The organism is Burkholderia sp. BCC0044 (assembly GCF_902832955.1).
GTDB lineage: Bacteria > Pseudomonadota > Gammaproteobacteria > Burkholderiales > Burkholderiaceae > Burkholderia.
In genome coordinates this window covers 138601-154904 of record NZ_CADFDO010000005.1, presented here as the reverse complement: position 1 = coordinate 154904, position 16304 = coordinate 138601, and the positions used below count along the sequence as shown (strand labels likewise).

At 69.2% G+C, this 16304-nt stretch carries 11 protein-coding genes; 9 read left to right on the top strand and 2 right to left on the bottom strand.

Features of this window, described 5'->3' with window-relative positions; all coding sequences use genetic code 11:
* Positions 1–22: 22 nt before the first annotated feature.
* Positions 23–1897 carry a gamma-glutamyltransferase gene (gene ggt, locus HWX14_RS28685; protein ID WP_175885703.1) on the bottom strand — a complete coding sequence of 625 codons (1875 nt, stop codon included), beginning with the start codon at positions 1895–1897 and terminating at the stop codon, positions 23–25.
* Between the two features lie 95 nt (positions 1898–1992).
* A complete protein-coding gene (locus HWX14_RS28680) occupies positions 1993–2955 on the bottom strand; it encodes a LysR family transcriptional regulator (protein ID WP_175885702.1) in 963 nt (320 codons plus the stop codon).
* 262 nt (positions 2956–3217) lie between these two features.
* On the opposite strand from HWX14_RS28680, the gene HWX14_RS28675 reads away from it, so the two are divergent.
* The 9 genes from HWX14_RS28675 (at position 3218) to HWX14_RS28635 (ending at position 16261) form a co-directional block, all read left to right on the top strand.
* Positions 3218–5353 carry a 3-hydroxyacyl-CoA dehydrogenase NAD-binding domain-containing protein gene (locus tag HWX14_RS28675; protein ID WP_175885701.1) on the top strand — a complete coding sequence of 712 codons (2136 nt, stop codon included), beginning with the start codon at positions 3218–3220 and terminating at the stop codon, positions 5351–5353.
* 29 nt (positions 5354–5382) lie between these two features.
* Positions 5383–6579, top strand: coding sequence for an acyl-CoA dehydrogenase family protein (locus HWX14_RS28670; RefSeq protein ID WP_175885700.1), 1197 nt, complete (start codon positions 5383–5385; stop codon positions 6577–6579).
* Positions 6580–6592: 13 nt separating this feature from the next.
* Positions 6593–7738, top strand: a complete 1146-nt coding sequence (locus HWX14_RS28665; RefSeq protein WP_175885699.1) for an acyl-CoA dehydrogenase — start codon at positions 6593–6595, stop codon at positions 7736–7738.
* 29 nt (positions 7739–7767) lie between these two features.
* Complete coding sequence (locus HWX14_RS28660) at positions 7768–8973, top strand: CaiB/BaiF CoA-transferase family protein (protein WP_175885698.1); 1206 nt, start codon at positions 7768–7770, stop codon at positions 8971–8973.
* A gap of 189 nt (positions 8974–9162) precedes the next feature.
* The gene (locus HWX14_RS28655; RefSeq protein ID WP_014895931.1) at positions 9163–9468 is read left to right on the top strand and encodes a DUF485 domain-containing protein; all 306 of its coding nucleotides are present in this window, start codon (positions 9163–9165) and stop codon (positions 9466–9468) included.
* 11 nt (positions 9469–9479) lie between these two features.
* Positions 9480–11165 (top strand): cation acetate symporter, encoded by a 1686-nt coding sequence (locus tag HWX14_RS28650; protein ID WP_175885697.1) that lies wholly within the window; start codon positions 9480–9482, stop codon positions 11163–11165.
* Between the two features lie 352 nt (positions 11166–11517).
* Complete coding sequence (locus HWX14_RS28645; RefSeq protein WP_175877577.1) at positions 11518–12810, top strand: dicarboxylate/amino acid:cation symporter; 1293 nt, start codon at positions 11518–11520, stop codon at positions 12808–12810.
* A gap of 4 nt (positions 12811–12814) precedes the next feature.
* Positions 12815–14824: an ATP-binding protein gene (locus HWX14_RS28640; RefSeq protein WP_175885696.1), complete on the top strand. Its 2010-nt coding sequence runs from the start codon at positions 12815–12817 to the stop codon at positions 14822–14824.
* Positions 14825–14908: 84 nt separating this feature from the next.
* Entirely contained in the window at positions 14909–16261 is a 1353-nt protein-coding gene (locus tag HWX14_RS28635) for a sigma-54 dependent transcriptional regulator (RefSeq protein ID WP_175885934.1), read from the top strand.
* The last annotated feature ends 43 nt before the right edge of the window (positions 16262–16304 follow it).

Sequence of the window (16304 nt, the reverse complement as noted above, 5' to 3'; positions counted from 1 at the left end):
GCGCGCCCCGTGCCTGCCGCACTCAATCCCCCATCGCCACCCCTTCCCGCCGCGGGTCCGCCCCGCCGAACCACACCGTCTGCCCCTGCACGTTCAGCCGCTGGATGCCCTGCAGTCCCGAGTTCATCTCGACGACCTGCACGTCGTGCCCGCGGCCCTTCAGCCCGTCGGCGAGCGCGTCCGACACGCGGCCGCGTTCGAGCTGCGTCGGCCCGTTCATCGACCCGAAGTTCGGCAGCGCGATCGCCTGCTGCATCGTCATCCCCCAGTCGAGCACGCCGACCAGCGTCTTCGCGACGTGATTGATGATCGCGGGGCCGCCGGCCGAGCCGACAATCATCGTCACCTGCTGCGTCTTCTTGTCGAACACGAGTTCCGGCGACATCGCCGAGCGCGGCCGCTTGCCGGGCTGCACGCGGTTCGCGACCGGCCGGCCGTTGTCGTTCGATGCGAACGAGAAATCGGTGAGCTGGTTGTTCAGCATGAAGCCGCGCACCATCAGCCGCGAGCCGAACGCATCCTCGATGCTGGTCGTCATCGACAGCGCTTGCCCGTAGCGGTCGACGATCGCGATGTCGGACGTCGACGGCAATTCGGGGCTGCGGTCGTCGGCCATCGCGAGCGTCGCGCCCTGCGGCGTGCCGGCCTGCGCGCCCCCCATGCTGTTGTCGCCGATCAGCCGCGTGCGCTGCGCGAGATAGGTCTTGTCGGTGAGGCTCGCCCAAGTGCCGCCCGGCAGCGGCACGAAATCGGGATCGGCCACGTAGCGTGCGCGGTCCGCATACGCGAGGCGCCCGGCTTCGCTGAACAGGTGCGCGGCGAACGGCGTCGGCTCGTAGCCGACCGCGTTGCGCACCGGCTTCTGCGCGCCGATCTGCTGCCAGTCGGGCATCGCTTCAAGAATGCCGAGCATCTGCGCGATCGCGAGGCCGCCCGACGACGGCGGCGGCATCCCGCACACGACCGAGCGCCGGTAGTCGGCGCACAGCGGCGCGCGCACCTTCGCCTTGTAGCGCGCGAGATCCTGCAGCGACAGCAGCCCCGGGTTGGTCGGGTGCTTGCGCACCTTCGTGACGATGTCGCGCGCGATCGCGCCGCTGTAGAACGCGTTCGCACCGCGGTCGGCGACCTGGCGCAGCACGGTCGCGAGCGCCGGGTTCTTCAGCACCGTGCCGGCGGCCTTCGGCGTGCCGTCCGCGTTGTAGAAGTACGCGCGGGCGGCCGGGTCGTTGTTCAAGTACTTGTCGTTCGCGATCAGCATCGCCAGGCGCGGGCTGATCGTGAAGCCGCGCTCGGCGAGCCGGATGGCCGGCTGGAACAGCCGGCGCCACGGCAGCTTGCCGTGCGCGCGGTGCGCGGCGTCGAGCATGCGCAGCACGCCCGGCGTGCCGACCGAGCGCCCGCCGACGACACCTTCGTAGAAGCGCATCGGCTGCCCGGTCGGCCCGTAGAACAGCCGGTCCGTCGCCGCGGCCGGCGCGGTTTCGCGGCCGTCGTACGCCTGCGTCGTCTTGCCGTCGAAGTACAGCATGAACGCGCCGCCGCCGATGCCCGACGATTGCGGCTCGACCAGCGCGAGCACCATCTGCGTCGCGATGGCCGCGTCGATCGCGGTGCCGCCGGCCTTCAGCATGTCGTAGCCGGCCTGCGTCGCGAGCGGGTTCGCGGCCGCGATCATGAAGTGCTGCGAGGTCCAGCCCGGCTTGTCGGTCCAGCCGGACGACAGTTCGGGCGCGTGAACGCCGGGCAGCGGGACGGCCGCGCCCGATGCGGCGGCGACCGGGACGACGGCGCCCGACGGCGCGGACGGGGACGTGCAGCCGGCGTTGAACGCGACGAGCGCGACGGCGGCGAGCAGCGTCCAGGGACGCGAATGCGGACGAATCCGGTCGAACATGGAACCCTCGGCAGCAATGAATTCGAAGGAGACGGCGGCGTTGATGTCGACGTTGAGGTCGACGCGGGCGCAACGGCGCTGCCCGCCCCGGCGCGCTATTGTCGCCGCGCGCCCGGCGGCTTGTCATCCGACAGGAAACCCTGACGCATCCCGCCGGGCCCGCGCCGGCCGGTCTTTCCGGCCTGTTCGAGGATGAACTCTATGAAGGTCGACGTCGCGCGCGTGTGATGGCGGTTCGGCATGTAGAGCATGTACATGTGGGTGCCGAAGATGCTGAGCCGGTACGCATCGAGCGACGTGACGACGGCGCCGCGCCGCAGGTCGTCCTGCATCACGTAGTCGGGCACGATGCCGACGCCGATCCCCGCGAGGATCGCCTGGCGCAGGAACAGGAAGTTCTCCGAAATCAGCGTCGGCTCGAGCAGCACCTCGTGGCGTTCGTCGCCGAGATACGCGGCGATCCGCAACTGCCGGCCCAGCACCGTCGCGGTGACAACCGGGGCCGCGGCCAACGCGCCGAGGCTCGCGGGCATCCCGTGCGCGGCCGCGAACGCGGGCGACGCGCACGCGACGTAGCGCACCGCGCCCATGTCGCGCGCGACGAGGTTCTGCGGCGGCTCCGACATCACGCGGATCGCGATGTCGACTTCGTCGCGCATCAGGTCTTCCACGCGATTCTCGAACACGACGTCGAGCACGATGCCCGGATGCCGCCGCTTGAACGCGAGCAGCCAGTCGGACATCACCATCTGCCCGTAGCCGCTCGGCACCGACAAGCGTACGCGGCCCTGCAGGTCCTGGCCGAGCGTCGTCACCGATTCCTGCGCGGCCAGCAGTTCGTTGCGGATGCGCCGGCCGTGCTCGTACAGCTTCAGCCCGATCTCGGTCGGCTCCATGCGCCGCGTCGTGCGCCGCACGAGTTGCTGGCCGATCGAGCGCTCGAGCTGGTTCAGCCGGTAGCTGACGTTCGCGCGGCTCATCTTGAGCCGCTGCGCGGCCTTGCTGAGATTGCCGGCGTCGAGGATCTCGACGAGCAGCGTCAGCGCGTTCAGGTCCATGCGGGGGTGTCTCCTGATCCGTCCCGTTTATCGATAAGAAACGATCCGAAACGTTCCGAAAGCATTCAGTGTCAAGTCAGACTTGACAGCTTGTAAAGGCGTGCGGGAATTGTCAATGAATCTCGATCAATCGAGAATCGAGTCATGCCCGGCAACCATGCCGGACGGGTTCCCGCGCCGTCCGAACCGGCTCGCGCACCGGCGCTGCTGGCCGGCCCCGACCGGTCCGTGCCGCCCGGCGCACCGCACCACTGGAGACACGATGAATTCCACCGCTTCCCCCGCCAGCCCGACGGCCGGCACCGTCACGCGCGAACGGCGCGACAAGGTGCTCGTCGTCACGATCGACCATCCGCCTGTCAACGCGTTGTCCGCCGACGTGCGGCGCGGCCTCGCCGATGCGATCGACGCCGCGCAGGCCGACGACGCGATCCGCGCGGTGCTGATCGTCGGCGCCGGCCGCAACTTCATCGCGGGCGCCGACATCCGCGAATTCGGCAAGCCGCCCGTGCCGCCGTCGCTGCCCGACGTGTGCGAACGGATCGAATCGGGTACCAAGCCGGTCGTGGTCGCGCTGCACGGCGCGACGCTCGGCGGCGGCCTCGAAGTCGCATTGGCCGCGCATTACCGGCTCGCGGTGCCCGGCGCGAAGCTCGGGCTGCCCGAAGTGACGCTCGGCCTGCTGCCCGGCGCGGGCGGCACGCAGCGCGCGCCGCGCCTGATCGGCGCGAAGGCCGCGCTCGACCTGATGCTGACGGGCCGCCACGCGAGCGCCGACGAAGCGCTCGCGCTCGGCCTCGTCGATCGCATCGCGCACAGCGACGACACGCTCGCCGAAGGGCTCGCCTATGCGCAGGAACTCGTGTCGCTCGGCGCGCCCGTGCGCCGCACGCGCGACGCGCAGGGGCTGGCCGACCGCGCGGCCGCGCAGGCCGCGATCGACGCGGCGCGCGCGGAATTGCCGAAGAAGTCGCGTGGGCTCTTCTCGCCGGCGAAGATCGTCGACGCGGTCGAGGCCGCGCTCACGCAGTCGTTCGACGCGGGGATGAAGCTCGAACGCAGCCTGTTCCTGCAGTGCATCGACAGCCCGCAGCGCGCGGGCCTCGTGCATGCGTTCTTCGCCGAACGCGAAGCGGCGAAGGCGCCCGAGGCGCGGCGCGCGAGCGCCCGGCCGGTCGAGCGGATCGGCGTGGTCGGCGGCGGCACGATGGGCGCGGGCATCGCGGTCGCGGCGCTCGACGCCGGGCTGCCGGTGACGATGATCGAGCGCGACGAAGCATCGCTCGCGCGCGGCCGCGCGCACGTCGAGAAGGTGTACGACGGCCTCGTCGCAAAAGGGCGGATGACGCCGGCCGCGCACGCGGCGCGCCTCGCGCGCTTCAAGGGCAGCACGTCGTACGACGCGCTCGCGCAGGCCGACGTCGTGATCGAAGCCGTATTCGAGGACATGGCCGTGAAGCAGGCCGTGTTCGCCGAGCTCGCCCGCGTGTGCAAGCCGGGCGCGGTACTCGCGACCAATACGTCGTATCTCGACATCGATGCGCTCGCCGCGAGCATCGACCGGCCGGCCGACGTGATCGGCCTGCATTTCTTCTCGCCGGCCAACGTGATGAAGCTGCTCGAGATCGTCGTGCCGAAGCGCGTGAGCGCGGAGGTCGTCGCGACCGCGTTCGCGCTGGCCAAGCAATTGAAGAAGACACCGGTGCGCGCAGGCGTGTGCGACGGTTTCATCGGCAACCGGATCCTCGCCGTCTACCGGACGGCGGCCGACTACCTGATGGAAGACGGCGCATCGCCGTACCAGATCGATCGCGCGGTGCGCGAATTCGGTTTCCCGATGGGCCCGTTCCAGGTGGTCGACCTCGCGGGCGGCGACATCGGCTGGGCGACCCGCAAGCGCCGCGCGGCGACGCGCGATCCGAACGCGCGCTACGTGGAGATTTCGGACCGGCTGTGCGAGCGCGGCTGGTTCGGGCAGAAGACCGGCCGCGGCTACTACCTGTATCCGGACGGCGCGCGCGTCGGCACGCCCGATCCGGAGGTCGACGCGATCGTCGCGGAAGAACGCGCGAAGAAGGGCGTCACGCCGCGCACGTTCACCGATGAAGAAATCCTGCGCCGCTATCTCGCCGCGATGATCAACGAAGGCGCGAACGTCGTGCACGAGAAGATCGCGCTGCGCCCGCTCGACGTCGACGCGGTGTTCCTGTACGGCTACGGCTTCCCGCGCTATCGCGGCGGCCCGATGCACTACGCGGACACGGTCGGCCTCGCGAACGTGCTCGCCGATATCCGCGCGTTCGCGAACGAAGATCCGCTGTTCTGGAAGCCGTCGCCGCTGCTCGTCGATCTCGTCGCGCGCGGCGCGGATTTCGCGAGCCTGAACCACATCGACTGAACGCCAACCGCATTCGCCACGGACCCACGATGGACCTCGATTTCACTCCCGAAGAGGAAGCGTTCCGCACCGAAGTGCAGCGCTTCCTGCAAGCCGAACTGCCCGAGCGCATCGCGCGCAAGGTGAAGGGCGGCCTGCACCTGACGCGCGACGACATGCGCGAATGGCACGCGATCCTCAACGCGCGCGGCTGGCTCGCGAGCCACTGGCCGCGCGAATACGGCGGCCCCGGCTGGCGCGTCGCGCAGAAGTTCCTGTTCGACAACGAATGCGCGCTCGCCGGCGCGCCGCGCATCGTGCCGTTCGGCGTGAACATGCTCGGCCCCGTGCTGATCAAGTACGGCAACGAAGCGCAGAAGCGCCACTGGCTGCCGCGCATTCTCGACGGCACCGACTGGTGGTGCCAGGGCTATTCGGAGCCGGGCGCCGGCTCCGATCTCGCGTCGGTGAAGACGAGCGCGGTGCGCGATGGCGATCACTACGTCGTGAACGGCCAGAAGACGTGGACCACGCTCGGCCACTACGCGAACATGATCTTCTGCCTCGTGCGCACCGCGACCGACGTGCGCAAGCAGGAGGGCATCAGCTTCCTGCTGATCGACATGAACACGCCGGGTGTCGAGGTGCGCCCGATCATCACGCTCGACGGCGAGCACGAGGTGAACGAGGTGTTCTTCACCGACGTGCGCGTGCCCGTGGAGAACCTGGTCGGCGAAGAGAACCGCGGCTGGACCTGCGCGAAATACCTGCTCACGTACGAGCGCACCAACATCGCGGGGATCGGCTTCTCGACGGCCGCGCTCGAGCGGCTGCGCGCGGTCGCCGCGAAGGTCACGAAGAACGGCCGGCCGCTCGCGGACGATTCGTTCTTCGCGGCGCGGCTGGCCCGCGTCGAGATCGAACTGGAAAACATGCGCACGACCAACCTGCGCGTGCTGGCCGCGGTCGCGGGCGGCGGCGTGCCGGGCGCGGAAAGCTCGATGCTGAAGATCCGCGGCACGCAGATCCGCCAGGAGATCACCGCGCTGATGCGGCGCGCGATGGGGCCGTACGCGCAGCCGTTCATCGAAGACGCGCTCGACGCCGATTACGACGGCGAACCGGTCGGCCCGGAAGAAGCCGCGAGCGCCGCGCAGCAGTACTTCAACAACCGCAAGCTGTCGATCTTCGGCGGCTCGAACGAGATCCAGAAGAACATCATCGCGAAGATGATGCTCGGGCTGTAAGAGGGACGCGACGATGGATTTCCAGCACACAGAAGACCGCCGGATGCTGGCGGACACGTTGAACCGCTTCATCGCCGAACAGTACGCGTTCCCGGTGCGCGACCGCATCGCGCAGTCGGCCGAAGGCTTCGACCGCGCGATGTGGCGGCGCTTCGCCGAACTGGGCACGGTCGGCGCGCTGTTTTCCGAAGCCGACGGCGGCTTCGGCGGCGCGGGTTTCGACATCGCCGTGGTGTTCGAATGCCTCGGGCGCGGGCTCGTGGTCGAGCCGTTCCTCGGCGCGCTGCTCGCGGGCCGTGCGCTCGCGCTCGCCGGCGGCGACGCACATCGCGAGCGGCTCGCCGCGCTGATCGACGGTAGCGCGAGCGCCGCGTTCGCGCACGATGAACCGGGCTCGCATTACGAACTGACGACGGTGCGCACGCGCGCCGAGCGCACGGCTGAAGGCTGGGTGCTGACCGGCGCGAAGGGCGTCGTCGACCAGGCCGCGCAGGCGGCGTTCTTCGTCGTCAGCGCGCGCGTGTCCGGCAACGACGATGACGCAGCCGGCATCGGCCTGTTCGTCGTGCCGGCCGATGCGCCGGGCGTGTCGCTGCGCGATTACAAGAAGATCGACGGCGGCCGCGCGGCCGAAGTGCGCTTCGAGCGTGTCGCGCTGCCGGCCGATGCCGCGCTCGGCGCGCCGGATGCGCTCGACGGCGAAGCGGGCGCCGAACTGCTCGAACGCGTGCTCGGCTACGGGCTGCTCGCGCTGTCGGCGGAAGCGCTCGGCGCGATGGACGTCGCGAAGGAGGCGACGCTCGACTACCTGCGCACGCGCAAGCAGTTCGGGTTGCCGATCGGCAGCTTCCAGGCGCTGCAGCACCGGATGGCCGATCTGCTGCTCGAAGTCGAGCAGGCGCGCTCCGCCGTGATCAATGCGGCCGCGCAGCTCGATGCGCCGCGCGCGGTGCGCGAGCGCGCGCTCGCGGCGGCGAAATACAGCATCGGCCGGATCGGCACGCTCGTCGCCGAGGAAAGCATCCAGCTGCACGGCGGGATCGGGATGACGTGGGAGCTGCCGCTGTCGCACTACGCGAAGCGGCTCGTGATGATCGATCATCAGCTCGGCGACGAGGACCACCACCTCGCGCGCTATATCGCGCTGTCGAAACAATAAGCGCGGAAACGCGAACGGAGGAGACGAGGATGACGAACGACACGCGCGCGTTGCCGCTGGCCGGCGTGAAGGTGCTCGATTTCTCGCGCGTGCTCGCGGGCCCGTGGTGCGCGATGGTGCTCGCCGATTTCGGCGCGGAAGTGATCAAGGTCGAGCATCCGGCGCGCGGCGACGACACGCGCGACTGGGGGCTGCGGATCGGCGACACCGAGACCACCTATTTCAACAGCGTGAACCGCAGCAAGCGGTCGATCTGCGTCGACCTGCAGACGGAAGCCGGCCGGCGCATCGCGCGCGAGCTGGCCGCGCAGGCCGACGTGGTGCTCCACAACTTCAAGTGCGGCGGCGCGGAGAAGCTCGGGCTCGGCTACGACGCGCTGGCCGAACTGAATCCGCGGCTCGTGCATTGCGCGATCTCCGGCTACGACCGCTCGGGGCCGGAGGCCGCGCGGCCAGGCTACGACCTCGTCGTGCAGGGCGAGGCCGGGCTGATGGCGCTGAACGGCGAGGCCGACCAGCCGCCGCTGAAGTTCGGCGTCGCGGCGGTCGACCTGTTCACCGGCATGTACTCGGCGCAGGCGATCCTCGCCGCGTTGTACGAACGCAATGCGACCGGGCGCGGGCGCCGCATCGAGATGGCGCTGTTCGACTGCGGGCTGATGATCACCGCGTACTACGGGCTCGACGCGCTGCTGATGGGCGAGGACCCGCCGCGCTACGGCAACGCGCATCCGTCGATCGTGCCGTACGGCGTGTTCGACGCGGCCGACGGTCCGCTCGTGATCACGGTCGGCAACAACACGCAGTTCGCGCGCTTCTGCGACGCGATCGAGCGGCCCGATCTCGCGGCCGACGAACGCTACAGGACCAACCTCGGCCGCTCGGAGAATCGTGCCGACCTGCTGCCCGAGATTCGGGGCGAACTCGCGCGCCGGTCGCGCGCGACGCTGCTGGCGGCGCTCGCCGAGGCGGGCATTCCGTGCGGCGAAGTGCTCGGGCTGCACGAAGCGCTGACGTCCGAACGCGCCACCCGCGCCGGGCTCGTCACGCGGCAGCCGCATCCGGTCGCGGGCGACGTCGACGTGCTCGCGCCGCCGTACCGCTTCGACGGCGCGCGGCTGCCGGTGCGCGGCGCGCCGCCGGTGCTTGGCGCGGATACGGAGGCGGTGCTCGGCGGCTGGCTCGGGATGTCGGCCGACGAGGTTGCGCGACTGCGTGCGGATCGCGTGGTCTGAATCGATCTTTGCCGCCGCGGCGCGGGCGGATCGGATCACGCGCCGGCTATCTACAAGACGACCCTCGCGAAACGACGAGGCGCCCTGCGGGGACCTGAGTAGGCGCCAACGCGCCAACTCAGGTCGACCGCGAAGCATGGGACCAGAGTAAGCGCTAAAGCGCTAACTCTGGTCGACACAGGAGACAACATGGAGCTTTCCGTCATCGAATCGGTCACGGCGCGCCGTGACTACCAGCAGCTCGTGCGGGCCCGGCGCCGCTTCAGCTTCACGCTCACCGCGCTGATGATCGCTACCTACTACGGCTTCATCCTGCTCGTCGCGCTCGCGCCGCACGTGCTCGCCGCGCCGCTGTATCGCGGCGCGACGACGACGGTCGGGATCGCCGCGGGCGTCGCGATCATCCTGGTCGCGATCGGCCTGACCGCGTGCTACGTGCTGCGCGCGAACCGTGCGTTCGACCGCCGCGTCGACGCGATCCTGCAGCGTTCGTAACGGAGGCCGACATGCGATTCATTTCGAGCGCTATCGTCGCGCTGGCTGTTCTCGTTTCCTCCACCGCCCATGCGACCGGCGTCGCCGGACCGATGCCCGACAAGGTCGAGCTGAACCCGGTCGCGATCGGGATGTTCTTCGCGTTCGTGTTCGCGACGCTCGCGCTCACGCGCTGGGCCGCGCGCCGCACGCGCTCGACGCGCGACTTCTACACGGCCGGCGGCGGCATCACCGGGCTGCAGAATGGGCTCGCGATCGCCGGCGACTACATGTCGGCCGCGTCGTTCCTCGGGCTGTCCGGCATGGTGTTCATGTTCGGCTTCGACGGGCTGATCTACTCGATCGGCTTCCTGGTCGGCTGGCCGTTCGTGATGTTCCTGATCGCGGAACCGCTGCGCAACCTCGGCAAGTTCACGTTCGTCGACGTCGTCGCGTACCGCTTCGCGCAGCGGCCGATCCGGCTGCTGACCTCGGCGAACGCGCTGACGATCGTCGTGCTGTATCTCGTCGTGCAGATGGTCGGCGCGGGCAAGCTGATCCAGCTGCTGTTCGGGCTGTCGTACGGCACGGCCGAGCTGATCGTCGGCGTGCTGATGGTCGTCTACGTGTTCTTCGGCGGGATGACCGCGACCACCTGGGTGCAGGTGATCAAGGCCGTGCTGCTGCTGTGCGGCGCGACGCTGCTCGCGTGGCTCGCGCTCGGCGAATTCGGCTTCAGCATCGACGCGATGTTCCGCCGCGCGGTGGCCGTGCATCCAGGCGCATTGTCGATCATGGGGCCCGGCAAGCTGATCCGCGACCCGGCCAACGCGCTGTCGCTCGGCATCGCGCTGATGTTCGGCACGGCCGGCTTCCCGCACATCCTGATGCGCTTCTTCACGGTGCCGAACGCGAAGGAGGCGCGCAAGTCGGTGCTGTACGCAACCGGCTTCATCGGCTACTTCTACCTGCTGACGTTCGTGATCGGCTTCTCGGCGATCGTGCTGCTCGCGCAGCATCCGGAATTCTTCCGGCTCGGCGCGAACGGCACGTTCAACCTGACGCACGACCTGCTCGGCGGCTCGAACATGGTCGCGGTGAAGCTCGCGCAGGCGGTCGGCGGCAACTGGTTCTACGGCTTCATCGCGGCCGTCACGTTCGCGACGATCCTCGCGGTGGTCGCGGGCCTGACGCTCGCCGGCGCGACGACGATCTCGCACGACCTGTATGCGCAGATGTGGGCGCGCGGCAAGCCCGACGAACGGCTGGAGATGCGCATCTCGCGCGCGGCGACGATCGGGCTGTCGGCCGTCGCGATCGCGCTGTCGATCCTGTTCGAGCACGTGAACGTCGCGTTCATGGTCGGGCTCGTCGCGGCGGTGGCCGCGAGCGCGAATTTCCCGGTGCTCGCGATGTCGATCTTCTGGCGCGGGATGACGACGCGCGGCGCGGTGCTCGGCGGCGGCCTCGGCCTCGCGTCGGCGGTCGCGCTCACGGTGCTGTCGAAGTCGGTGTGGGTCGACGTGCTGCACCACGCGCACGCGGCGGTGTTCCTCGACAACCCGGCGCTCGTGTCGGTGCCGCTCGCGTTCGTCGGGATCGTGGTCGGCTCGCTCGTGGATCGCGGCGAGCGGGCGCGCCGCGAGCGCGACGCGTTCGCGCAGCAGGAGTTCTACGCGCAGACGGGTGTGCTCGCGAGCCGCGCCGTCCAGCATTGATTCATCTGGTGAAACGATGCATCCGTCCGGATCGCCGGACGGATATTTTCCGGAAATCCGGAATGCCGGATTTCCTTGCCTGCCGCATTATGGGAAATACAATGAAAACAACGGCTTGAGGGGTTCCGGAAACCTGGCATCGACCTTGCAATATAAAGCGCATGGCCGGCCTCCGGCCTGACTATTAAACCAAGGAGACAACCGATGACCAATGCCTTCCTCCCCCTCCGGATGTCCTGAGGCATCGCTTGTTGCGGCACGGCAGCCGCGCGGGCGAATGCCTTTCCCCTGAGACATTCGCCTGCGCGCGTGACGCCGTTTCCACGGCTCATCTACTTCAGCAGGAACCATCGTGAAGAAGAAACCCTTCTACAAAGTGCTCTATGTGCAGGTGATTTTCGCCATCATCGTCGGCGTGATCCTCGGCCACTACTACCCGTCGATCGCCACCGACATGAAGCCGCTCGGCGACGGCTTCATCAAGCTGATCAAGATGGTGATCGGCCCGATCATCTTCTGTACGGTCGTCACCGGCATCGCCGGCATGGAGGACATGAAGAAGGTGGGCCGCGTCGGCGGCAAGGCGCTGCTGTACTTCGAGATCGTGTCGACCTTCGCGCTGCTGCTCGGCCTCGCGGCCACGCACCTGCTGCGGCCGGGCGTCGGCTTCAACATCGATCCGGCGACGCTCGACGGCAAGGCCGTCGCGTCGTACGCGGCGAAGGCGCACGGGCAGTCGACGGTCGACTTCCTGATGCATATCATCCCGAACACGATGGTCGACGCGTTCGCGCAGGGTGAAATCCTGCAGATCCTGCTGATCGCGCTGCTGTTCGGCAGCGTGCTCGCGCACCTCGGCGAGCGCGGCAAGGTCGTGACCGACTTCATCGACGGCCTCACGCGCGTGCTGTTCGGCATCGTGCACATCGTCACGAAGCTGGCCCCGATCGGCGCGTTCGGCGCGATGGCGTTCACGATCGGCAAGTACGGCGTCGGCTCGCTGGTGCCGCTGCTCAAGCTGATCGGCACGTTCTACCTGACGTCGGTCGTGTTCGTGCTGGTCGTGCTCGGCGCGATCGCGCGCTTCACCGGCTTCTCGATCATCCGCTTCGTGTCGTACATCAAGGAAGAGCTGCTGATCGTGCTCGGCACGAGCTCGTCGGAAGCCGCGCTGCCGCAGCTGATGGAAAAGCTCGAGAAGGCCGGCTGCTCGCGTTCGGTCGTCGGGCTCGTCGTGCCCACCGGCTATTCGTTCAACCTCGACGGCACCAACATCTACATGACGATGGCCGTGCTGTTCATCGCGCAGGCGACCAACATCGAGCTGACGTGGATGCAGCAGCTCACGCTGCTGGCCGTCGCGATGCTGACGTCGAAGGGCGCGAGCGGCGTGACCGGCGCGGGCTTCATCACGCTCGCCGCGACGCTGGCCGTCGTGCCGACGATCCCGCTGTCGGGCATGGTGCTGATCCTCGGCATCGACCGCTTCATGAGCGAATGCCGTGCGCTGACCAACATCGTCGGCAACGGCGTGGCGACGGTCGTCGTGTCGGCGTGGGAGAAGGAGCTCGACCGCAACAAGCTGCGCCAGGCGCTGAAGGGCGGCGGCGAAGTCGCGCCGACCGAGACGACGGCCGGCGTCTGACGCGATGAGCGAGCAGGCGGCGGCACCGCCCGCCGGCCGTACGGCCCGCGGCGGCCGGGGTATCGATGCGCAGGCCTATGACACAATAGGCGATCCGCATCGCCAGGAAGCCTCGACCGTGACGCGCCGCCTGCTCATCCTCGTCGTGCTCGCCGCCGCGCTCGTCGCGGCGTGCGCGCTGACGTGGACGATCACCTGGCAGCGCGGCGTGGCCGAGCTGCAGCGCAATGCCGCGGTGCGCGTCGACCGCACCACCAGCGCGCTCAAGAGCACGCTCGATCGCTACGAATCGCTGCCTTATCTGCTCGGCAGCCATCCGTACGTGCAGGACCTGCTCGCCGAGCCGAAGCGCGGCGACTACACCGCGCGCGTCAACCGCTATCTCGAAGATCTCAACGAACACGCGCACGCGACCGTCACCTACGTGATCGGCGCGGACGGCCTGTGCGTCGCCGCCAGCAACTGGCGCGCGCCCGACAGCTTCGTCGGGATCGAATACCGTTTCCGCCCGTATTTTCTCGACGCGATGAACGGCCAGGTCGGCCGCTTCTTCGGGATCGGCACGATCTCGCGCGACCCCGGCTACTACATCTCGCAGCCCGTGTGGCGCGACGGCAAGATCGCGGGCGTCGTCGTCGTGAAGCTCAATCTCGAATGGTTCCAGGGCGCCGATGCGTCCGAGCCGCTCGTCGTCGTGGACGATCACGGCGTCGTGTTCCTGTCGTCGGTGCCCGCGTGGAAGTACCACACGCTGCGCCCGCTCACGGGGCCTGTGGCCGCATCGATCTACGAAACGCGCCAGTACGCGCAGCAACCGGTCACGCCGCTGCCGCTGCGCGTCGAGCAGACGCTCGGCGCCGACGCGGAAATCGTGCGCCTCGGCGCCGGCCGGCGCGCGCCGCGCTTTCTCGCCAGCAAGCGCCGGATCGGCGAGCCCGACTGGCTGCTCGTCACGCTCGCGCCGCTCGCGCCGATCGATGCCGATGCGCGCAATGCGACGATCGTCACCGGTTTCGGCTTCGTGTCGGTCGCGCTGCTCGCGTTCTACTGGCGGATGCGCCGCGCCCGCGTGCGCGAGATGATCCGCGGCCGCGCGCTGCTGCAGCAGGCGTACGCGGAGCTGAACCGGCGCGTCGAGGAGCGCACGGCCGATTTGTCCGAAGCGAACGAGCAGTTGCAGAAGGAAGTCGGCGACCGGATCCGCGCGGAGCAGGAGCTGCGCGCCGCGCACGACGAACTGATCCAGGCGAGCAAGCTCGCCGCGCTCGGCCAGATGGCGGCCGGCATCACGCATGAGCTGAACCAGCCGCTCGCGGCGCTGCGCAGCTTCTCGGACAACACGCGCGTGCTGCTCGATCGCGGCGAGCAGGCCGCCGCGCGCGAGAATCTCGAGGCGATCGCCGCGCTCACCGAGCGGATGGGCAAGATCACCAACCAGTTGAAGCTGTTCGTCGGCCGCGCGAAGCCGCGTAACGAGCAGGCGCTCGTCGTGCGCGCGCTGCGCAGCGTGCTGTCGCTGCTCGACGAGCGGCTGCGCGGCGTCGCGCTCACGCTGACGCTGCAGGACGCGACCGTGTCGCCCGCGCACGACGCGCCGCTCGACCTGGCGCGCGACTATCCGGAACTCGTCGCGCGCTGCGAGGACCTGCGCCTCGAACAGGTGCTGATCAACCTGCTCGGCAACGCGCTCGACGCGGTGGCCGGCGTCGCGGCGCCGGCCATCGAGGTGACGATCGCGGTGTCGGCCGCGACGCTCGCGGTCGAGGTGCGCGACAACGGCTCCGGCATCGCGCCCGATCTGCTGCCGCGCCTGTTCGAGCCGTTCTTCACGACCAAGGAAATGGGGCGCGGGCTCGGGCTCGGCCTCGCGATCTCGTCGTCGATCGCGAGCGACGCGGGCGGCGCGCTGACCGCACGCAACGCCCCGTCGGGCGGCGCGCTGTTCGTCTTGACGCTGCGGCGCGCCCGCACGCATCATCCGGACTCCGTGTCCGAGCCGGCAGGCTCGCATTAGCGTGAGCAGGCCCGGTCGGCGAACGACCGGCATCAACGAGAGCGGCGCGCTCGCCGCGCGGCTCGTCAGGAGCAAGTGACCAAGATGGCCAACCGGCTGCAAGTGATCTATATCGAAGACGATGCGCTCGTGCGCCGGGCGAGCGTGCAGAGCCTTCAACTGGCGGGCTTCGACGTCGCCGGCTTCGAATCGGCCGAGGCGGCCGAGAAGGCGATCGTCGCGGATACCGCCGGCGCGATCGTCAGCGACATCCGGCTGCCGGGCGCGAGCGGGCTCGACGTGCTCGCGCAGTGCCGCGAGCGGGTGCCCGACGTGCCGGTGATCCTCGTCACCGGGCACGGCGACATCTCGATGGCCGTGCAGGCGATGCGCGACGGCGCGTACGACTTCATCGAAAAACCGTTCGCGGCCGAGCGCCTGATCGAGACGGTGCGCCGCGCGCTCGAGCGCCGCGAGCTCGTGCTCGAGAACCACGCGCTGCGGCGCGAGCTGGCCGGGCAGAACGTCGTCGCGCCGCGCATCATCGGCCGCAGCCCCGCGATCGAGCAGGTGCGCAAGCTGATCGCGAACGTCGCGCCCACCGACGCGTCGGTGCTGATCAACGGCGACACGGGCGCCGGCAAGGAACTGATCGCGCGCAGCCTGCACGAGCTGTCGCCGCGCCGCGACAAGCCGTTCATCGCGGTGAATTGCGGCGCGCTGCCCGAGCCGATGTTCGAATCGGAGATGTTCGGCTACGAGCCCGGTGCGTTCACCGGCGCGGCGAAGCGGCGCGTCGGCAAGCTCGAATACGCGTCCGGCGGCACGCTGTTCCTCGACGAAATCGAAAGCATGCCGCTCGCGCTGCAGGTGAAGCTGCTGCGCGTGCTGCAGGACGGCGTGCTCGAGCGGCTCGGCTCGAACCAGCCGATCCGCGTGAACTGCCGCGTGGTCGCGGCCGCGAAGGGCGACATGAGCGAGCTCGTCGCGGCCGGCACGTTCCGGCGCGACCTGCTGTACCGGCTCAACGTCGTGACGATCGCGCTGCCGCCGCTCGCCGAGCGCCGCGAGGACATCGTGCCGCTGTTCGAGCACTTCATGCTCGATGCGGCCGTGCGCTACGGGCGGCCCGCGCCGGTGCTGACCGACCGGCAGCGCGCGAGCCTGATGCAGCGCGACTGGCCGGGCAACGTGCGCGAGCTGCGCAACGCGGCCGACCGCTTCGTGCTCGGCGTGGCCGACATGCCGCAGGAAACGGGCACGGGCGACGACGCCGACAACGACCAGACGCTGAAGGAGCGCATCGAGCAGTTCGAGCGCGCGGTGATCGCCGAGGCGCTGAACCAGACGGGCGGCGCGGTCGCCGCGACGGCCGACCGGCTGCATGTCGGCAAGGCGACGCTGTACGAGAAGATGAAGCGTTACGGGCTGTCGGCGAAAGGCGAAACCGAGCGCTGAAAAGCAAACGGACCGCGGAACCGGGTTGCCCGGTCATGCGGTC

Excerpts from the sequence above, each read along its gene's own strand:
- HWX14_RS28675 (WP_175885701.1), top strand. The coding sequence starts at position 3,218 with ATGAATTCCACCGCTTCCCCCGCCAGCCCGACGGCCGGCACCGTCACG.
- HWX14_RS28660 (WP_175885698.1), top strand. The coding sequence starts at position 7,768 with ATGACGAACGACACGCGCGCGTTGCCGCTGGCCGGCGTGAAGGTGCTC.
- HWX14_RS28670 (WP_175885700.1), top strand. The coding sequence starts at position 5,383 with ATGGACCTCGATTTCACTCCCGAAGAGGAAGCGTTCCGCACCGAAGTG.
- HWX14_RS28650 (WP_175885697.1), top strand. The coding sequence starts at position 9,480 with ATGCGATTCATTTCGAGCGCTATCGTCGCGCTGGCTGTTCTCGTTTCC.
- HWX14_RS28640 (WP_175885696.1), top strand. The coding sequence starts at position 12,815 with ATGAGCGAGCAGGCGGCGGCACCGCCCGCCGGCCGTACGGCCCGCGGC.
- HWX14_RS28680 (WP_175885702.1), bottom strand. The coding sequence starts at position 2,955 with ATGGACCTGAACGCGCTGACGCTGCTCGTCGAGATCCTCGACGCCGGC.
- HWX14_RS28635 (WP_175885934.1), top strand. The coding sequence starts at position 14,909 with ATGGCCAACCGGCTGCAAGTGATCTATATCGAAGACGATGCGCTCGTG.
- HWX14_RS28655 (WP_014895931.1), top strand. The coding sequence starts at position 9,163 with ATGGAGCTTTCCGTCATCGAATCGGTCACGGCGCGCCGTGACTACCAG.
- ggt (WP_175885703.1), bottom strand. The coding sequence starts at position 1,897 with ATGTTCGACCGGATTCGTCCGCATTCGCGTCCCTGGACGCTGCTCGCC.
- HWX14_RS28665 (WP_175885699.1), top strand. The coding sequence starts at position 6,593 with ATGGATTTCCAGCACACAGAAGACCGCCGGATGCTGGCGGACACGTTG.